General features: G+C 56.7%; 15 protein-coding genes. 12 read left to right on the top strand and 3 right to left on the bottom strand.

Going from position 1 to position 18,338, the window contains the following annotated elements; translation table 11 throughout:
* Positions 1-103: 103 nt before the first annotated feature.
* Positions 104-1,876, top strand: coding sequence for a lamin tail domain-containing protein (locus DRW39_RS18115; RefSeq protein WP_157976210.1), 1,773 nt, complete (start codon positions 104-106; stop codon positions 1,874-1,876).
* Here DRW39_RS18115 and DRW39_RS18110 read toward each other — a convergent pair.
* Positions 1,819-3,135 carry a serine hydrolase domain-containing protein gene (locus DRW39_RS18110; protein WP_157976209.1) on the bottom strand — a complete coding sequence of 439 codons (1,317 nt, stop codon included), beginning with the start codon at positions 3,133-3,135 and terminating at the stop codon, positions 1,819-1,821. The genes DRW39_RS18115 and DRW39_RS18110 overlap by 58 nt on opposite strands.
* Before the next feature lie 49 nt (positions 3,136-3,184).
* Complete coding sequence (locus DRW39_RS18105; protein ID WP_157976208.1) at positions 3,185-3,910, bottom strand: acyl-[acyl-carrier-protein] thioesterase; 726 nt, start codon at positions 3,908-3,910, stop codon at positions 3,185-3,187.
* A 175-nt stretch (positions 3,911-4,085) separates the two neighbouring features.
* Between DRW39_RS18105 and DRW39_RS18100 the strand changes: the two genes are divergently transcribed.
* The 8 genes from DRW39_RS18100 to htpG all read left to right on the top strand — a co-directional run bounded on the left by DRW39_RS18100 (position 4,086) and on the right by htpG (position 13,965).
* Entirely contained in the window at positions 4,086-4,574 is a 489-nt protein-coding gene (locus DRW39_RS18100) for a hypothetical protein (RefSeq protein ID WP_232830185.1), read from the top strand.
* 209 nt (positions 4,575-4,783) lie between these two features.
* Complete coding sequence (locus tag DRW39_RS18095) at positions 4,784-6,463, top strand: OmpA family protein (RefSeq protein ID WP_116108489.1); 1,680 nt, start codon at positions 4,784-4,786, stop codon at positions 6,461-6,463.
* Positions 6,464-6,751: 288 nt separating this feature from the next.
* Positions 6,752-7,696: a tetratricopeptide repeat protein gene (locus DRW39_RS18090; RefSeq protein WP_116108488.1), complete on the top strand. Its 945-nt coding sequence runs from the start codon at positions 6,752-6,754 to the stop codon at positions 7,694-7,696.
* A 67-nt stretch (positions 7,697-7,763) separates the two neighbouring features.
* On the top strand, positions 7,764-9,701 hold the full coding sequence (locus DRW39_RS18085; protein ID WP_198664937.1) for an OmpA family protein: 1,938 nt from the start codon (positions 7,764-7,766) through the stop codon (positions 9,699-9,701).
* 16 nt (positions 9,702-9,717) lie between these two features.
* Positions 9,718-10,407, top strand: coding sequence for a hypothetical protein (locus tag DRW39_RS22335; protein ID WP_157976207.1), 690 nt, complete (start codon positions 9,718-9,720; stop codon positions 10,405-10,407).
* Entirely contained in the window at positions 10,407-11,396 is a 990-nt protein-coding gene (locus tag DRW39_RS18080) for a succinylglutamate desuccinylase/aspartoacylase family protein (RefSeq protein ID WP_157976206.1), read from the top strand. Before DRW39_RS22335 ends, DRW39_RS18080 begins: the two co-directional genes overlap by 1 nt.
* Before the next feature lie 9 nt (positions 11,397-11,405).
* Positions 11,406-11,987 carry a nicotinate (nicotinamide) nucleotide adenylyltransferase gene (gene nadD, locus DRW39_RS18075; protein WP_116108485.1) on the top strand — a complete coding sequence of 194 codons (582 nt, stop codon included), beginning with the start codon at positions 11,406-11,408 and terminating at the stop codon, positions 11,985-11,987.
* A gap of 91 nt (positions 11,988-12,078) precedes the next feature.
* Positions 12,079-13,965 carry a molecular chaperone HtpG gene (gene htpG, locus DRW39_RS18070; protein ID WP_116108484.1) on the top strand — a complete coding sequence of 629 codons (1,887 nt, stop codon included), beginning with the start codon at positions 12,079-12,081 and terminating at the stop codon, positions 13,963-13,965.
* Here htpG and DRW39_RS18065 read toward each other — a convergent pair whose 3' ends face one another.
* Entirely contained in the window at positions 13,966-14,547 is a 582-nt protein-coding gene (locus DRW39_RS18065; protein WP_116108483.1) for a VOC family protein, read from the bottom strand.
* An 89-nt stretch (positions 14,548-14,636) separates the two neighbouring features.
* Between DRW39_RS18065 and DRW39_RS18060 the strand changes: the two genes are divergently transcribed.
* From DRW39_RS18060 to DRW39_RS18050, 3 genes are all read left to right on the top strand, one after another.
* Positions 14,637-15,224: a hypothetical protein gene (locus DRW39_RS18060; protein WP_157976205.1), complete on the top strand. Its 588-nt coding sequence runs from the start codon at positions 14,637-14,639 to the stop codon at positions 15,222-15,224.
* 194 nt (positions 15,225-15,418) lie between these two features.
* Positions 15,419-16,930 carry an SUMF1/EgtB/PvdO family nonheme iron enzyme gene (locus DRW39_RS18055; protein ID WP_116108481.1) on the top strand — a complete coding sequence of 504 codons (1,512 nt, stop codon included), beginning with the start codon at positions 15,419-15,421 and terminating at the stop codon, positions 16,928-16,930.
* A gap of 82 nt (positions 16,931-17,012) precedes the next feature.
* Positions 17,013-18,332, top strand: a complete 1,320-nt coding sequence (locus DRW39_RS18050) for a UDP-N-acetylmuramoyl-tripeptide--D-alanyl-D-alanine ligase (RefSeq protein WP_232830184.1) — start codon at positions 17,013-17,015, stop codon at positions 18,330-18,332.
* Positions 18,333-18,338 lie beyond the last annotated feature (6 nt).

Here is an 18,338-nt window from a genome sequence, read left to right as displayed (position 1 = left end):
TACCTATGCGGGAAAAAGTATGAGACGTTCGTGTTACTTCTACTGGCTGACTTTCCTGCTTGTTGGATTTCATTCTACCTGCGCTCCGGCGCAAACCATATATATGCAGCAAGGCTTTGAGGATACGGGTGGGGAAAGCCTCCCCTATACGCCGGATATCGCGCCCTATGGCAGCGGCACGGTCCCGACCTGGAATCGCGTAAACGGAATGTACCATATACCCGACGCGGCGGAAGGTGAATTTTTCTGGGCCGCCCGCGACGTGGAGAATGCTGTTTCCGGTAGCCCCGAGGCACGCCTGCGCTTCGATGCCGGCGAAATCTGCCACTTCACCAGCGCCCGCTTCGTTTTTGCTTACCAAATAGTCGGGTACGACGGCGGCGACGACTTCGGTTACGAACTTTTCCTCGACGGTTTCCCGCACCACCGCAAAATACTGGTGGACGGCGTCAACGGCGGGGGAGTGAGCACGGAAGGATGGATTTACGACACCGTTCCCATTCCCGGTACGGCCCATACCGCCGCCCTGGAGATCTTCTTCGATCAGAATGGTGATGACGTCGCCGGGGTGGATCACCTACAACTTATCGCATCCGGCGAGGACGGCAACTGCGAACCCGTTTGCGGCATCCGGACCGGGGAACCGCGAATCAATTGTCTCAGTTTCACAAACGGACCGGACGCCCTCCGCCTTACCCTGCCCTACACCGGCGCGGAAACGGGGGCGGTCGTTTTCACCAGTGAAGGGGTCGTGGGCGGCGACGATCCCGCCGTGCAGGTCGATGGCCTTATCCGCGTCGATGGCTACACGGAGGGGGCACAACAGCTGCTGACTATCCAGGGAGGCGATTGCGATATCGTCGTTCCCCTGGAATTTCCGCACGATCAGTGCGAGCCCAGCGACGTGGTTATCAATGAGGTAATGGCTGCGCCGGCCCATGACGTGAACGGCGACGGAGTAGTCGATCCCGGTGACGAGTTCGTGGAAATCTACAATGCCGGCCAGCTTCCGTACGATCTGTCCGGTCATACGGTCCACGACGGGTCGAACAGCGGCGCTCGCTTCACCTTTCCGGCCGGAAGCGAGTTGGCGCCGGCGGAAAGTTTTGTCGTTTTTGCCGCCCCTCCCGACGAAAGTATCCTGCCCGAAGTATGCCACGTCGGTACGGCCAGCGGCTTCCTGGGACTAAATGATGATACCGCCGAATCGGTCATCCTGCGAAATGCGGATGGAAAGGTCGTTGCGCAGGCCGATTTCGATGACGCCCCCGAGGGAGAATCGCTCACGCTTTATCCGGACGGTAATCTGGCCGGAGGCTACCACCCCCATACTTCGGTCGATGGGGAGCCGGCATCGGCTTGCGCCGCATCCGTAAACCTGCCCGTAGTGCTCACTCAGCTATCCGCTACCTCCTTGTACGATGCCGTGCGTATCGATTGGGCGACGGAAAGCGAGCGGAACAATCGAATATTCGTCGTCGAACGCAGCAAAAGCGGAGCGGAATTCAGTGAAATCGGGCGGGTACTTCCGGGGAACGGGACCTACGTTTATGTCGACTATGCACCCTTCCCCGGGCTGAATTACTACCGACTACGCCAGGTCGACCACGATGGACATGCAACCTATTACGGTCCGGTAAGCGTAAGACTGGACAGTGGAAGCATTCGGCTTTTCCCGAACCCTACCGCCGGCCGGATCCGGCTGTTCGGGGATATTCCGAAGGATCAGCCCTACGAGGTTTTTCACGCCGACGGCCGCCCGGCATTGACGGGTAGCGGCAGGGTAGTTGATGCCGCCCACCTTCCGGCCGGGGTCTACTACTTACGGTTACCGCGCCGATCGGAAGCGTCTTCGTTCCGGTTCATAAAGGAGTAAATCAGCGTATGGATACGGGGGCGAATATTGAGCGTGTAGATCGCCCTTCGGTCTCGGCTCGGATGCACCCGGTTGCTCAGAAAGACGTAAAGCAGGTCCGCCTCCGGATCCGCCCAGACGAAAGTGCCGGTATATCCGCTGTGACCGAAACTGGCCGGTGACGCCGCTTCGGCTACCGAGCTACTGATGGCGTCGTATTCCAGCAGCGGCTTATCGAAGCCAAGCCCCCGGTGACTGCCCTCCGCGGGGTACTGGTAGCTGGTGAAGGTATCCACCGCTTCCCGGGTCAGATAGCGTCTGCCCCCGTACTCACCACCATTGAGTAGCATCTGGTACAGTTTGGCCAGGTCGTCGGCGGTAGAGAACAGGCCGGCATTGGCACTTACGCCGTCCATCATGGCCGCCCCCTCGTCGTGGACCACGCCGTGCAGTGTGTCCATTCGGAAAAAGGTATCTACCTCGGTCGGTACGATCCGGTCCAGTGGGATGCCCCGGTCGAGCGGGCGGTAGCCCAGCTCATCGGCGCCCAAAAGATCGTAGAAGGTTTCGCGGAGGTAGGTCCGGTAGTCCGTGCCCGTAGTCCGCTCGACGTAGTCCGGCAGCAGGTAAAACAGCAGTCCGGAATAGGCGTACTCCCCGGGAGGCCGAACGGGCGACCGGCGGATGGCCCGGTAGATCCGTTTTTCGCGGTACGTGCGGTGCAGCCACATATCGTCGGTCAGTTTGATGGGAAAGCGACGGCTGCTGTCGCGGCGGATCGTCCGGTTGCGAAAGTTGTAGTCGTTGGTGCGGGTCGCGTCCCAGTGTTTGCTCCAGGGGTAGCGTCCGTGACCGCGCAGGGTGGTTTGCCAGTAGGGGACCCAGGGTAGGAGCCCCGCCCGGTGCGCCAGGGCGGACCGCAGCGGAATGCGCTTTTTATCCGTCCGTTTCAGTTGGGGAAAGAGGAGACCCAGGGGGGTATCCAGGTCCAGGTTTCCCTCGCCGTACTGTTTCATCAGCACGAGCAGGGCGGAAGTGGTTTTGGTGATCGACGCGAGATCGTACACGTCATCGGGCCGGGTTTCGCGCAGGCTGTCGTAGGTATGGTAGCCGGCGGTTAAGTGGACCAGCGGTTCCCCCTTATGCCATACCAGTACCTGGGCCCCCGGAAAGGCGCCTCCGGCGATGCCCTCGTCGAGGACCATACGAATGGAATCCCGCAGGTCATCCTGAGCGGTAAGTGGACTGACCAGTAAGAATAAAGGAAGTAGGAATCGCATACGGTTCATTTGGGCGGCGGAGCGCAGGTAAAACGAATGTAGCAAACGACTAGGCTATTTCTTTCCACTCCGTCACCATGGCGGCCAGTAATTCACCTTCGCCACGGTAGAGCGCGTGAGAAAAGGGACCTAAATCACTAGCGGTCTCGGCGACCGCCGTCAGGGCTTCGCCGTAGCGGGCTTCTCGGTGGTAAATCATATCCGCGAGTACAGGTACGTGGGACGTCAGGTAAGGGGAATCCAGTGGCTCCAGCATCAGTTCGGGAAAGGCCGGATTCGTCAGGTGGTTATTAAAATCCAGGTGGGCAAACTGGACGCGGAAGAAATGCTCGGCGGTCGCTTGCGCGGGCGGTGTGGGTTTGTCGGCGGGTGATCGGAGTTCGCTGGTGTCCGTAGGCAGCTCGCCCAGGGAGGCGGTCACCATTGAAGGAATGGGGCGGATGCGCCTGCTCTGGAGATCCATCACCGACCAGGTAGACGTCGAACAGGCCAGTACGCGATCCGCCGCATCCAGCAGGTAAAAATCGCGGTAGGTGATGAGTCTTCTTTCCATACGCGTTGGGAGCGTGACTACCCGGACGGCTGCGCCCAGAGCCGGCCAATCCGTTGCCCAGATCGTTTGCCGGTGGAGCACCCAGGTGAGCCCGAGCTCCCGGCTAAGGTGGTGGCTGGAGATCCCTAGCCGGTCCGTGTTCCGCATGGCCGCTTCCTGGAATAAGCGGATCAGGTGCGGCAGGGTCAGCCGACCGTGCGGCCCCACCGCTCCGGCGGTCACTCTGCCGGACAGGCTTTCCGAAAGCGGGGAGGGCGGCGGAGCGGGTAGCGATTTGATGGGCTAATGATTTAGGGGCGTAAGGTAAAGCGGGGAGGAGATGCAAGAAGGAAGATGCACGTACCGCATTGCATTGACAACTTATTGTTTTAGTTTTGTGTAACTCAAAACAATAAATATGGCGCTCAGGGCAGTAACGCGGCGGCCGGTGTATTTGGCGTCTTACGGTACTACCTCTCCGTCGGACCCGGAAGCGGTTCCAGAACCGGAAATGGAGCCGGATCCGGATCCGGATCCGGAAAAGGTAAGGGTACGTTACGACTTCCCGGAGAAGGGGAGTGATCGGCACGGGGGTAGTTCGGATGGCTATTGCTACCGGATAGTGTTTGCCGCCGGTCGGCTGGAGCGGACTTACGAGATGGTCCGGCAATTTTTGGTGGAGGAGGGGTACGGGGCGGTACCGGTACCGGAGGATGTCTCCGAACTCAAGCGGTTCCGGCTTCCCCCCAAATTGCGCCACCAGTTGTCTCTTTTCGGGGAGGACGGCTACGTGCATAATCCGCTGAAGATCCTTTTTCCCGCAAAAGGAGGCAAGCGGGGAGCACTGATCCTTGAGCTGCACGACGAGCGGGCACCGGGGCATTTGCTCCGTTTTCACCGCCGGTGATCGTAGAACCGCGCGCGAAAAACGCCCAAATGTGGCAGGTTTCGGCCAAATACTATCTAGGTTACGGTATTAAGCCCTAAAATTGCACCTTGAAACTTACCGCCCTGAACAAAATCCTTTGATAAGCGATAAAGCGGTATAAGTCTCCGCGCCATCTGGCCCGGAGAAAACCAATCTAAAGTCAATAACCACACGTCAAACCCGCAAATATGCTCAAGCAGTTATTACTATTTTTCGCGGTACTCACTTGTATCAATGTATATGGACAGGATATGCCTGCCAGCACGGAAATGCCCGAAAGCGCCTATCCCTGGGAATTTGGGATTAAGCTAGGAGGTACGTCCATGGGAGGTGACCTCAACGACAACAGCTTCCCGCTTATCGATCAGATCAGCCCCGCGGGAGGTATTTTTCTACGCCGCCGCCTTGGTAACGTACTTGCTCTTCGCTTGCAGCTTATGTACGGGTTCCTTCAGAACAATACCGACAAGGCAGATGATGCTACGCTCAACGCTCTTGATGCCTCCATCGAAACGACGGTATTCGAACCTAGCCTCAGCTTTGATATCGAGCCCTTCTTCGGAAGTCGTTTCAATGACGACTTCACGTTCAAGCCGGGTTTCTCCCCCTACATCAGCGCTGGTGTAGGTTACGGATTGTGGGGTGACGACGAGCCAGAATACGGTTCCGGCACCTCCGCTGACCAAACCGCTATCAATACGGATATCGAAGATCGCGCCGACGAAAGCGGTGGCGTCGTTATTCCCGTAGGCGTTGGTCTGCGTTACTACTTCTCTCCCAAGTCTTCCCTCGGACTTGATTACCGCTTCCGTTTCTCCAGCTCGGACCTGATCGACGGCGTTTCCGCCGCTTACGGTGATCCCGAAGAGAACGACCAGTATGCTTTCCTTGGCCTGACCTACTCAGTAGGATTCGGTGCCCGCGACGCTGACGGTGACGGTGTACCCGATCTGGAAGACGAATGTCCCACCGAAGCCGGTCCCGAAGCTACGAACGGCTGCCCTGACTCCGACGGTGACGGTGTTGCTGATAAAGACGACGAATGTCCGAACGAAGCCGGTGTTGCTAACCTGAACGGTTGCCCCGACGGTGATAGCGACGGTGTGGCTGACAAAGACGACGATTGTCCTACCGAGCCCGGTACTGCCGCTACGAACGGCTGTCCTGACGGTGACGGTGACGGTGTTGCCGATAAAGACGACGAATGTCCCGATGAAGCCGGTCTGGAAAGCCTCAACGGCTGTCCCGATGGTGATGGTGACGGTGTTGCTGACAAAGACGATGACTGTCCCGCCGAAGCTGGTCCCGCTGCTACCAATGGTTGCCCCGACCGTGACGGTGACGGTATCGCTGACAAAGACGACGAGTGTCCCGATGAGGCCGGTGTTGCCGAGCGTAACGGATGTCCCATCCCCAACGATCGTCCGGAGAACCTCGACGAGCGCATCGCCCGCTACGGCCAGCTGCTCGAGGGTCAGGACTTCAACCACATCCGTATTGACTCGATCAACGGTACGATCGAAATCGACCGGATCTACTTCCCAACGGATATCTCCAGCCTAAACCGTCCCGACCGGATGGTACTCGAGGAAATCGACCGCTTCCTGGCACTTGACGGTGCGGAAGACTTTGACATCCGTTTCGAGGGTCACGCTGACCGCCGTGCTTCCGACGAATACAACCAGGGACTTTCCGAGCGCCGTGCTAACTCCGCTATGGAGTACACCGCCGACCAGGAAGGTGCCGATGCGTCGAACCTGAGCATGATTGGCTTCGGTGAGAATCAGCCCGTAGGCAATACGCTGCGCGAGAACCGGGTAGTAATCCCGGTTGCCACCGAGCCTACCCGGATGATCGAACTGGACTAACGTCCGTCCGAATTATTCCCTGAACGGGGGGTGTTTCCGAAAGGAAGCACCCCCCGTTTGTTTTGGGTTGCGTACATTTATAGCCATCCCTCCCGCACATTTACGCCTGCGGCTTGTTGGATTGACCTGACTGTGATTTATTAAGGGGGGAAGTCCTGCCATTTCGGTGGTTTTACATCTATTTTTACTTTTTTTCACGGGACGCGGCGCCGGTGGGAAATTTTATGGTCTTTTTGAAAGGGTGGGAGCTATCGTGCACACCAAAATCTAGCAAAAGCACTTCGGGAAATGTCTGAGTATAAGGTGATCATTGCGGGACAGCTCGAGTTCGGTTCGGAACGGGCGTACAACCAGGTTATGGAGCAGTACGCTCACCGCATGGAGAACTATTACAAAAACGATATTCTTCTCAAACCCGAAGTAATCTTCAAGGAGGACGAAATGACACTGGACGTTCCCCGGACCGTCCTTCCCAGTACGGAGCGGCTATGGCTCAATACGCTCAACCTCCTTGAGCGGGTCGTTACCTTCAGTATCGCCGGTTCACTCAATCTGTGGCGCCTGGACGCCGGGGTCATGATTGACCACTATAAGCTGGAGCCTAAGAGCGATCGCACCACCGTTCAACTTTTCAACCGCGGTCGCGAGCTTGTCGACCAGCAGGACAATGAAGAAGAGGCGTTGAAAATGATGACCCGGGTTGTATCTCGTTTCGAGCGTCACGCCCAGGCATACGAGCGCAGAGGATTCGTCAATTACCGTTTGGGGAACGATGACGACGCGCATTACGACTACAGCAAAAGTATTTCCATCAATCCGCTGATGCCCGAAAGCTATTATGGCCGGGGGCTGGTCAACGCACGCCGTGGTGATATGACAAAAGCTGCGGACGACTTCGAAGCAGTGACCCGGAATAGTATTCCGCACCAGGCGATCTATTGGATGGCCCAGGTCGCGCTCGGCGATGCCTATTTAGCCATCGGTCGTCCAAATGACGCGATGCGGATCTTTAGCATGTTCACCAAGCGGAAGCAGCGTATTGCAAGCCTGGATCGCTATGACCGTCGGGTAGGGTACCAACTTGGCCAGCTTTACCAGAAAGCCGGCCGCCCGAATGACGCCGCCCGTGCCTTTGAGGCTTCGCTGACCGCGCCAAAGGATCCGAAAGCGCCGAAACAGGAGCAGATAGAGGAAGCATTGCAGGGGCTGCGCGCCGCCAGTCCCGGGGTATAGGCCATTTGGTAACGAACACTAAGTACCCAAGTGTAGCGTTATAGGAGCTACACTAATCATGCCGGTCATGCGCCTTATGGGACCGTTGCTGTGCTTACTCACCATTCTGAGTACCACGGTCGGCTACGGACAATCCGCTCAGCGGGAAATGAAGAAGAGCGAGCTAAAGGAATTGGCCGCTACGCAATCCCTCATGACCCTCCGGAAATATCCGGAAGCAAAGGAAAAACTGGCTAAGCTCATCAAAAAGCATGATGAGGTGGCCGAACTTCATTATCTCGATTCGGAAATCAGCCGCGGGCAGGGAGAATACGGTGATGCCATCGTAGCCCTAAAGCGAGGTCTGGACATCGAAGGCCGGTCGGCTACCGTCGCATTTAAAAAAGTCGCCGAGCTCTATACGCTCAATCAGGACTACGATGATGCCCTAACCTATTATGAAAGTTACCTGCAGTCGCTGGAGCGGGCCGGCCGCAATGACGAGCGGCTGGAAAAAGCGCGCGCGCTGGTCGAATCCGCCCGCGTAGTGTCGGAACTAGCGGGCAATCCCTATCCCTACGAGCCTACGCCCCTCGGGCCCGGTGTCAATACCCCCCATAGTCTGGAATATTTTCCCAGCCTGAGCGTGGATGGCCAACGACTCATCTTTACCCGCCGTGTGAATAAGCGGCAGGAAGACTTTTATCAAAGCGACCGGCAGGCCGATGGCTCCTGGTCGAACGCCATCCCGCTGACCGGGGTAAACACGCCGCTGAACGAAGGCGCGCAAACCATTACGGCCGATGGCAACTACCTGATTTTTACCGGTTGTGGTCGCCGTGACGGGCTAGGATCCTGTGACCTCTATTTCAGTGAACGCCTGGGCGATCGGTGGACGGAAGCCCAAAATCTTGGTCCCACCGTCAATACGCGCGCCTCGGAGAGCCAACCTAGCCTGTCTCAGGACGGGACCTTGCTGTTCTTCGCCAGCAACCGCGACGGCGGGTTGGGCAATGATGATATTTACGTATCCGGGCGTCGGCCCGATGGGCAGTGGAGTCGTCCGGTCAATCTGGGGAAAACCGTCAATACGAGTGGCAATGATCGCTACCCGTTTTGGGCCGCCGACAATAAGACCCTCTACTTTACCTCTACGGGTTGGCCCGGAATGGGTGGAGCCGATCTGTTTATGACCTCCGTGGACGAAAGTAATAACTGGCGGAAGCCGGAAAACCTGGGCTTCCCGATCAACACTCCCGGCGAAGAGACTAACCTCTTTATCGGCCTGGACGGAAAGTCAGCGTATTTCAGCAAGGGGATCGGTGACGATGTAGATATCTACACCTTCGAATTGCCCGAAAAGGCGCGGCCCGCTGCAGCCACTTACGTTGAGGTCAGCGTCGTGGATGATCGCACCGGCCGTCCGCTGGTCGCTCAGGTACGGCTACAGGCACAGATGCAGGGTGGCATAACGAGTGTTCGGAACACGGATAATCGGGGCCGCTACCTGACGGTCCTTCCCACGGGGCAGGACTACGGGTTCAGCGTAGAGAAGGAAGGCTACCTGTTCTACTCCGATCGCTTCGTACTGGCTGGCGAACACACTGCCAGTGAACCCTTCGAACTTGAAATTCGCCTGCAACCGATCGAGCAGCGGACCATAGCCGAAGAGGCGGAGGAGGACGGGGCCATTGTGCTGCGCAATGTCTTTTTCGAGACGGCCAGTGACGAACTACTCCCCTTCTCCACCGAAGAACTCGATCGGCTCGTTGCCCTTCTAGAGGGGCAGCCGGAAGTAAACGTAGAAATTGCCGGCCACACGGATGACGTCGGTTCGGACGTTGATAACCAACGACTAAGCGAGCGACGGGCCGCGTCCGTTAAAAGGTACCTGGAAAGCCAGGGCATCGCGCCCGATCGTATCCGGTCGGTCGGGTACGGTGAAAGTCGTCCCGTCGCTCCGAACACCACCGAGGAAGGTCGGGCCAGTAATCGGCGGACAACCTTCCGGTTGCTCTTCGAATAGTCCTTATTTTGGCGGCATGTCCGCAGAAACTCAGGCACCCCGTATTTCGGCCTCCAGACAGTGGCCCGCCCTGGCTATCAGCGGTTTGTTCCATCCGCTGCTGATACCTACTTACAGTTTTTTGATTCTTGCCGGAGTCAATCCGTATCTGTTTGGCACCTCCGACCTGGGGGAACCCAAGGCAATGAGTCACCTCATTCTGATCTTCCTGGATACTTTCGTCATTCCGGTCATTGCCGTGATCATCATGTCGCGGCTCAACATGATCAATAGCGTGATGATGCATGAGAAGAGCGAGCGAATCGGCCCTCTGCTGCTGGTAATGGTCCTCTACTTCTGGATCTTCTGGAACTTTAACAACAACAGCCAGACGCCAACCATTTTTTCCTCTTTTCTGCTGGGCGTAGTCATTGCCCTGGTACTGGTATTCATCATTAACCTGCTCGATAAAATTAGCCTGCATGCTACCGGAATGGGTGGCCTGGTGGGGGTATGCATCATTATGCTCGGGCTATTCGGTCCGAACGGAATCGGTATCGGGAGTATGACCTTCGGTCTCCCGCTGCTGGTTGCTGTTTCCCTTATTCTTGCCGGGTTAGTGGGAACGGCCAGGCTGGCTCTCGGAGGACATACGCCCATGCAATTGTATGCCGGTTACATGGTCGGATTCGTTGCCCAGTTCGTGGCGTTGAAATTTTACTTCTGATGCTGACCAAGCCCGATCCTCCATCCCCCGATCCGCTGGGGGAAAGCCCGCGTGTCATCGGCCATTATGTCGGTGAGGAATCGGGGCCACTCGTTGTCGCGATCGGCGGTATTCACGGCAATGAGCCGGCCGGCGTACGCGCCCTGGAGCAGTTGTTCGAGCTGCTGCAGGAGGAGCCACTAGTCAATCCGGGCTTTTCCTTTCGGGGGGAATTACTGGCACTACGCGGCAATCTGGAAGCTCTACGTACCGGGAGGCGGTACGTAGACGTCGATCTCAACCGCATCTGGAAGCCTTTCGTCAAAGGCATCGATGATAGTTATCCCACAGCGGAAGCCCGTGAGTTGGACGGTATGCTGGCCGCCATTGAAAATGCTCTGGAAGATTCATCGGCTCAGGAGCTGGTGCTTATCGACCTGCATACGACAACGGCTGACGGCGGTGTCTTTGCTGTAACGGGTGACGATGGGCCCAGCCTGTCGCTGGCCGCCGAACTGGGGGTGCCCGTCATCAAAGGCATGCTTAGCGGGCTGCAGGGCACGACCCTGAGCTACTTTCGGTCCGGCGCTTACGATTTCGAGCAGCCCTGCCGGGCCATTACCTTCGAGTCCGGCGCGCATACGGACGAGGAATCAGTCGCCCGCGCCCTTGCGGCAACCGTCAACCTGCTGCGATCGGTAGGTTGTGTTCGGGAGGAAGATGTCAGTACACACCACGAAGAAACCCTACGGCGAGCGGTCACCAAGGTGCCCACCTTGCTGGAATTAGTATACGTTCACCGCATCGATCCCGCTGATCGGGCGGCATTCCGCATGAAGCCCGGGTACAAGAACTTTCACTCTATTCAAGCGGGCGAAATCCTTGCTTCGGATAGCAACGGACCCATTGCTGCGCCCTGCTCGGGCTATATTCTGATGCCCCTGTATCAGGATCAGGGCGAAGAGGGGTTCTTCATCGTTCAGGAATACGAAGGCGGTACGGCCTACTAGAGAACACGTATGAGTAAGCGCAAAGTCGGGCTGTTTTTCGGGTCCTTTAACCCCGTCCATATCGGGCACATGATCCTTGCTAACTATATGGCTACCCGTACCGAACTGGATGAGGTATGGATGGTCGTGAGCCCCCATAATCCCCTCAAAAAGCGGGGAAGCCTGGCCCGGGATCATGATCGGTTGCATTTAGTGGAACTGGCCATTGGCGATAATCCGAACCTGCGCATAAGCCGCATCGAATTTGACCTGCCGAAACCCTCCTATACCGTTGACACCCTAGCCGTCCTGCGCGATAAGCACCCCGCGTATGAATTCGCGCTGATCATGGGAAGCGACAACCTGCAAAGCTTCGCCAAGTGGAAGAACCATGAGATCATCCTGCGCGACTACCGGCTGATGGTATACCGTCGCCCGGGTTACGACGACGGCCCCTTCGCCACTCATCCCTCCGTCAGCATTTTCGATGCCCCCCTGATGCAGCTTTCCGCCACCTACGTGCGCAACCGCCTGAAAGATGGAGAGAGCATCCGGTACCTGGTCCCCGCTGCGGTGGAAGACGAGTTGCTCAAATCGGGGATGTACAGGTAACAACCAACCGACATTTTGACAGCCGACGGGCTATGGAACAAATCTTGTGCCTTTTGCGCGGGGCGGGAATCGTCTCATAAAATCAATACATATGCAAAAGGGCAACATATCCGTACAAACGGAGAATATTTTTCCGATTATTAAAAAGTTCCTTTACTCCGATCAGGAGATTTTCTTGCGGGAACTGGTCTCCAACGCCACCGATGCGACGAGTAAGCTCGCTACACTGGCCCGGAAGGGAGAAGCGAAGGGGGATTACACCGACAAAACGATCGATATCTTCGTAGATAAGGAAGCCGGTACCCTGACCATTCGGGATCGCGGTATCGGTATGACGGAAGAGGAGGTTAAAAAATACCTCAACCAGGTTGCCCTGTCGAGTGCGCAGGAGTTTGTAGACAAGTACCAGGATGATGCCTCGATCATCGGCCACTTCGGACTGGGTTTTTATTCTGCCTTTATGGTTGCCGACAAAGTCGAGGTAGTCACCAAGAGCTACAAAGACGGTGCGGAAGCCGTACGCTGGATCTGTGAGGGTGATCCCAGCTACGAAATCGGGGAAGCCGAGCGCGATATGCAGGGCACAGATGTCATCCTGCACATTGGTGAAGACAGCAAGCAGTACTTAGAGGAGGACGAGATTGAAGGCCTGCTCATGAAGTATTGCCGCTTCCTGCCTTACCCGATCCGCTTCGGTACCAAGACGGAAACAACCTACGAGGAAGTAGCAGATACGACCGAAGAGGGAGAGGAAAAGCCGGAACCGAAGAAGATCGAAACGGAAGTTGATAATATCATCAACAACACCGATCCGCTCTGGAAAAAAACGCCCAACGACCTCACCGACGAGGACTATCGTGCCTTCTACCGGGAACTTTACCCCATGGGTGAGCCGCCGATGTTCTGGATCCACCTCAACATTGACTACCCCTTCAACCTGACGGGTATCCTGTATTTCCCGAAGGTCAGCGGAAAGCTCGAACTGCAGCGTAACAAGATCCAGCTCTATAGCAACCAGGTCTATGTTACCGACAATGTGACGGACATCGTACCGGAATTTCTGACGCTGCTGCACGGTGTCATCGACTCGCCGGATATTCCGTTGAACGTATCGCGCAGTTACCTGCAGGCCGATACGAACGTCAAGAAGATCACGGGATACATTACCAAGAAGGTAGCCGAAAAACTGAGCAGCCTCTTCAAGGAAGACCGTGAGGCTTACGAGCAGAAGTGGTCGGACCTGGGTGTCTTTGTCAAGTACGGCATGGTATCCGAAGATAAGTTCTACGATCGCGCCACCAAGTTCGCTCTGCTGGAAAACACCGAGGGTAACTTCTTCACCATCGAGGAGTACCGGGAGCGGATTAAGGAAAATCAAACCGACAAATACGACCGGTTAGTGGCGATCTATACCGCCGATGCCGAGCGGCAGCATACACTCATCGAATCCGTGCGTGACCGGGGATACGACGTGCTGAAGTTCGAGCACGCCATCGACGCGCCCACGATGCAGACCCTCGAGCAAAAAGAGGAAAAACTGAACTTCGTACGGGTCGACTCCGCTACCCCCGATCAACTGGTTCAGAAGGACGAGGAGAAGGAGAACTTGCTGAGCGAAGAGCAGCAGGAAACCGTAACCAGCCTATTTACTGACATCGTCGCCTCAGGCAACAACGTCGAACTGAAGCCTCTCGACGTGCAGGATGCGCCCGTACAGATCGTGCGTAACGAATTCATGCGCCGTATGAAAGAAATGCAGATGATGCAGGGGATGGACGCTAATATGTTCCCCGACAGCTACCAGGTAGTGGTGAACGCTAACAGCCCGGTCGTAAAAGAACGTCTGCTGGATGTGGAAGACGCAGGCAAACGTTCCGAAAATGCCAAGTACCTGTACCAACTCGCGCAGTTGAGCCAGCAGATGCTGAGTGGCAAAGACCTCAAGGAGTTCATCGACAACTCCATGAAAATGATGTAATTACAACATCAATTCTATTTCCGGTCCGCGGATCACGGCTTCGATTTTCGGGCCGGGTCCGCGGATCGCTCTTTGGGGAAGTCCCATTCGCTGTAAGTCTCCGTCAATGGCGGCGGGATCCGGGTGGATGAGCCGGAATTCGGCCAGATACAAACCCAGATCCGGTAGGTCATCCGCCGGGTGGGGACCATCCGTACCCCAGTCGATCAGGAAGGGGAGGACGGATACGGCGGGTTCCACTCCCGGGTCCGTGAGTTTCCAGCTAAGGGTCTGACCATTAGGTAACTCGCGTTGTCCGGATTGTACCGGTTGCCGATCAGGTATTTTACCTGCGCTCGCCGCCCATCTGCTTATGCAGGGCAAATGGCCCACGTCGATGCCCATCCAGCGGGGGGAGGGAACGTCACTATGGGGATCGAGGGCTAGTAACTCGAGGTATTGCCGGTGACCGAGGCGGAGCAGCGCGTTGTGGGTCCCCCGCGAAAGGTGACGGCCACCGGGGGACGGAGGGATGCCAAGACGGGCAAATTCGGTGACGGTAGCTGCCAGATCGTCAACTAGATAAACCAAGTGATCAAACATTTCCCAAAGGTAAGTGCTAACTTAGCGCCGCTTTCCGTTGATGTTCTGGTATGGGTCAGCGGGCGCGGACTACCCCCTAACATTCTATTATGCGTTGCTTTCTTTATTTGTTCTTCTTGTTTTTGTGCGTGAATGTATCCGCTCAACGGCGCGGCAATCCGGCCGGTGCGACGGATGCACCCCTTCAGCAGCAGTTCGACGAGATGCTCGACGCTTCTAACCGCTACCAGGAATTCAAGGTGGTTCGCCAGGAATTCCTGAATGCCTTCATGGTCAACGTTAGCGACTCGATCAGTGGGTATACGGAGCGGATATCCGATTTGGAGGCGGAAATGGCGGATTTACGCAACCAGATCGAAGCCAATTCTTCGGAGGTGGCTAACCGGGATGCTACCATTGCCGAACTCAACGAGGAGTTGGACACGGTCAGCCTGCTGGGTATTCAGCTCAATAAAGGCACCTACAGCCTCATCATGTGGTCGCTTGTCATCGGCCTCCTGGTAGCGCTGCTGGTTGCCCTGGCTAGCACACGGATTGCGGCTGCCAACAACACCGAACTAAAGCGGGAGCGCGATAAACTTGCGGATGAGCTCGAGCAAAGCCGTAAAAGCCGTCTGACGGTGGAACAGGAGCTTCGCCGGCAGCTACAGGACGAAATCAACCGCCGGAATACCTAGGAAAAGAATATGTCCGCGAGAGCAAGGAAGCCGACACGCTTGGTGCAACCTGACCCCCGCCGGAAATATTAAGATTTCGAACACAATAGTTGGTCTGGCGATTCGGTTTAGTTAGCCGTAGGTCGGTAGAACACGCTCCCTCCGACCGGAACGCCTCAATAAACCGACTTTAATCTTAGGACGACCACCGCCATATGAAAGTATTTTTCAAAACGCTTCCCTACCTCTGCCTGGTTCTGCTGGTAGCTAGCTGTAACCGCAACAACGACCGTTCCCGTACGACCAACTGGAAGTACAACGACGAGAAGTGGGGCGGCTACGAACGGAACAACGATTTCGAGGGGCAAGAAACCCCACCTAATATGGTCCTGATTCCCGGCGGTACCTTCGTCATGGGATTCACCGAAGAAGACGTTCCTTACGACTGGGATAACATTCCCCGCCGGGTAACGGTCTCCAGCTTCTACATGGACCAGACCGAGATCAGCAACGAAGACTATCTGCTGTACCTCCACTGGACCGAAGACGTCTACGCCGATTACCCCGAGGTACTCCAGGCCGCCCTTCCCGATACATTGGTCTGGCGTGACGAGCTTTCCTACAACGAACCTTACGTGACGGGTTACCTGCGTCACCCCGCCTACAGCCAGCACCCCGTCGTCGGTGTCAGCTGGGTACAGGCCCGCGAGTATAGCCGCTGGCGTACCGACCGTGTCAACGAAGCAATTCTGATTGACAAAGGCATCCAGGAAGAACGCCCCGACCAGAGTGGATCCGACGTATTCGTTACCGATGCCTACCTGGCCGGACAGTACGAAGGTGTCGAGCGTAAGGGCATGAAGGATCTGAAGACCGGTGAAACGCGGCACGTCCGCCTGGAGGATGGTATCCTGCAGCCCGACTTCCGCCTGCCTACCGAAGCGGAATGGGAGTACGCCGCTCTGGCACTCGAAGGGCTTCAGGCTAACGAAAAAGACGAGAACTACACCGACCGTCGTATCTACCCCTGGAGTGGTACCAGCCTGCGCTACCGCGTACACGATAAGAACCAGGGTAAGATGTACGCCAACTTCAAGCGTCGCGGTGGTGACTACAGTGGTCTGTCGGGTAAGCCCAACGACGAGAACATGATCACGAGCAACATCTGGGACAACTTCCCCAACGACTTCGGTCTGTACAACATGGCCGGTAACGTGAACGAATGGGTTCTTGACCTCTACCGCCCGCTGACTACCCAAACGCTGGTCGACGTCGAAAACCACGATCTCAACAGCTTCCGTGGTAACGACTTCCAGGACATGAAGCGTGACCAGGACGGTCGCCCCGTTGAGAAGGACAGCCTCGGTCGCCTGGTCTACGTGCCGGTAAATGACGCCGACGTAGCCGAACGCGACAACTATAACCGTGGCCGTGTCTATGATTACCTGGATGGTGATGAAGAGAGTGGTGCCGAGTACTCCACCAACGAGCACACCCTGATCAGCGACAAAGCCCGTGTTTACAAGGGTGGCAGCTGGGCTGACCGCGCCTACTGGCTGAGTCCCGGTACCCGTCGCTACCTCGACCAGGACCGTGCCTCCCGCACCATTGGCTTCCGCTGCGCTATGGTCCGCGTAGGTGACAGCCAGGGCATCGATGAGCCGCAAGTAAATCGCTTCGGTATCAAGCCCGGAAAGAACAAGAACCGCCGCCGGTCCCGTCGGTAGTCCATATCGTTCCTAAAGATTTGAAATGCCCCGGCCGGAATACGGTACGGGGCATTTCGTGTTTGACACGTAGCTTTGTGTAATGGAGATACCCCAGTCCAGCCTTACGGACATTTACCGGATATACCTGGAGCACCCGCGGGTCGTTATCGATAGCCGAAAGGCGGAACGCGGAAGCCTATTCTTCGCTCTTCGGGGGAATACGGACGGGAACCAGTATGCAGCCGCTGCTCTCGACCGGGGAGCGGCCTATGCCGTAGTCGATAACCCTGCCGTGATCACTGAGGGAGACGGGCGGTATCTTCTCGTAGCGGATACCCTCACTACCCTGCAAGAGTTGGCCAAGCGGCACCGTGGCGATTTTCGGATGCCGGTACTGGCCATCACGGGTAGCAATGGAAAAACGACGACCAAGGAATTGGTAACGGCGGTAATGTCGCGGCAATACCGGGTGCACGCCACGCCGGGCAACTACAACAACCACATCGGACTTCCGCTCACGGTCCTGTCCATGCCAAAGGGGACGGAGTTCCTGGTGCTCGAGATGGGGGCCAACCACGTTGGCGAAATTGCCGAGCTGTGTGAGATTGGCCGGCCGACTCATGGTATCATCACGAATATCGGCGACGCGCATCTCGAAGGGTTCGGCGGAAAAGCGGGTGTGATCAAGGGAAAGGGCGAACTCTATGATTTTCTACGGCAGACCGGCGGCGTCGCCTTCGTCAACACCGATGAGGAGCATCTTCCTGTAATGGCCGAGAGTCTAAAGCGCATCATTTCCTACTTCACGAGCGAGGAGCCATCACCGCTGGTTCCTGGACTGGAGATAAAGACACTTGCCATTCATCCTAATGTCAACGTTCGTTTTCTTGCGGCGGGGGAGCCATACAGCGCCCAAACCCATCTCAGCGGACGCCACAATCTGCAGAATATCAAGACGGCCATTGCCGTAGGTAAATATTTCAAGGTCCCTGGTCCGGAGATTGCCGCCGCCCTGGCCGAATACCAATCCGCTAACCATCGTAGCCAGTGGCTTACCCACCGCGATGTAGCATTTTACTGGGACGCGTATAACGCCAATCCCAGCAGCGTAATGGCTGCGCTGGATTCATTCGCCATCACCAACCCCGCCGGTGATAGCGTCGTCGTGCTTGGTGAAATGCTCGAGCTGGGGGAGGGGAGTGAAGCCGCCCATCGCCGGGTAGTGCTCCGCGCCGGCCAGGTGGCCCGTACGGTGCTGCTACTAGGTAGTGAGATGGAACCCGTGGCCCGGGAACTGGGGCGACCCCATTTCGCCGACGTGAGCAGCCTGGCCGATTGGTTTTGGCAGCAGGATTGGACCGGCAAAAAGGTATTCGTCAAGGGTAGCCGGGGCAATAAACTGGAGAAGCTGCTGGCCTGAGGGTAG

Source organism: Lewinella sp. IMCC34191, from assembly GCF_003390935.1.
Taxonomy (GTDB): domain Bacteria; phylum Bacteroidota; class Bacteroidia; order Chitinophagales; family Saprospiraceae; genus Neolewinella.
This window is presented reverse-complemented; position numbering and strand designations above follow the sequence as displayed.

Bases quoted from the DNA above. Each gene is read 5' to 3' on its own strand.
- DRW39_RS18115 (WP_157976210.1), top strand. From the start codon at position 104: ATGCAGCAAGGCTTTGAGGATACGGGTGGGGAAAGCCTCCCCTATACG.
- DRW39_RS18110 (WP_157976209.1), bottom strand. From the start codon at position 3,135: ATGCGATTCCTACTTCCTTTATTCTTACTGGTCAGTCCACTTACCGCT.
- DRW39_RS18100 (WP_232830185.1), top strand. From the start codon at position 4,086: ATGGCGCTCAGGGCAGTAACGCGGCGGCCGGTGTATTTGGCGTCTTAC.
- DRW39_RS18095 (WP_116108489.1), top strand. From the start codon at position 4,784: ATGCTCAAGCAGTTATTACTATTTTTCGCGGTACTCACTTGTATCAAT.
- DRW39_RS18090 (WP_116108488.1), top strand. From the start codon at position 6,752: ATGTCTGAGTATAAGGTGATCATTGCGGGACAGCTCGAGTTCGGTTCG.
- DRW39_RS18085 (WP_198664937.1), top strand. From the start codon at position 7,764: ATGCGCCTTATGGGACCGTTGCTGTGCTTACTCACCATTCTGAGTACC.
- DRW39_RS22335 (WP_157976207.1), top strand. From the start codon at position 9,718: ATGTCCGCAGAAACTCAGGCACCCCGTATTTCGGCCTCCAGACAGTGG.
- DRW39_RS18080 (WP_157976206.1), top strand. From the start codon at position 10,407: ATGCTGACCAAGCCCGATCCTCCATCCCCCGATCCGCTGGGGGAAAGC.
- nadD (WP_116108485.1), top strand. From the start codon at position 11,406: ATGAGTAAGCGCAAAGTCGGGCTGTTTTTCGGGTCCTTTAACCCCGTC.
- htpG (WP_116108484.1), top strand. From the start codon at position 12,079: ATGCAAAAGGGCAACATATCCGTACAAACGGAGAATATTTTTCCGATT.
- DRW39_RS18065 (WP_116108483.1), bottom strand. From the start codon at position 14,547: ATGTTTGATCACTTGGTTTATCTAGTTGACGATCTGGCAGCTACCGTC.
- DRW39_RS18060 (WP_157976205.1), top strand. From the start codon at position 14,637: ATGCGTTGCTTTCTTTATTTGTTCTTCTTGTTTTTGTGCGTGAATGTA.
- DRW39_RS18055 (WP_116108481.1), top strand. From the start codon at position 15,419: ATGAAAGTATTTTTCAAAACGCTTCCCTACCTCTGCCTGGTTCTGCTG.
- DRW39_RS18050 (WP_232830184.1), top strand. From the start codon at position 17,013: ATGGAGATACCCCAGTCCAGCCTTACGGACATTTACCGGATATACCTG.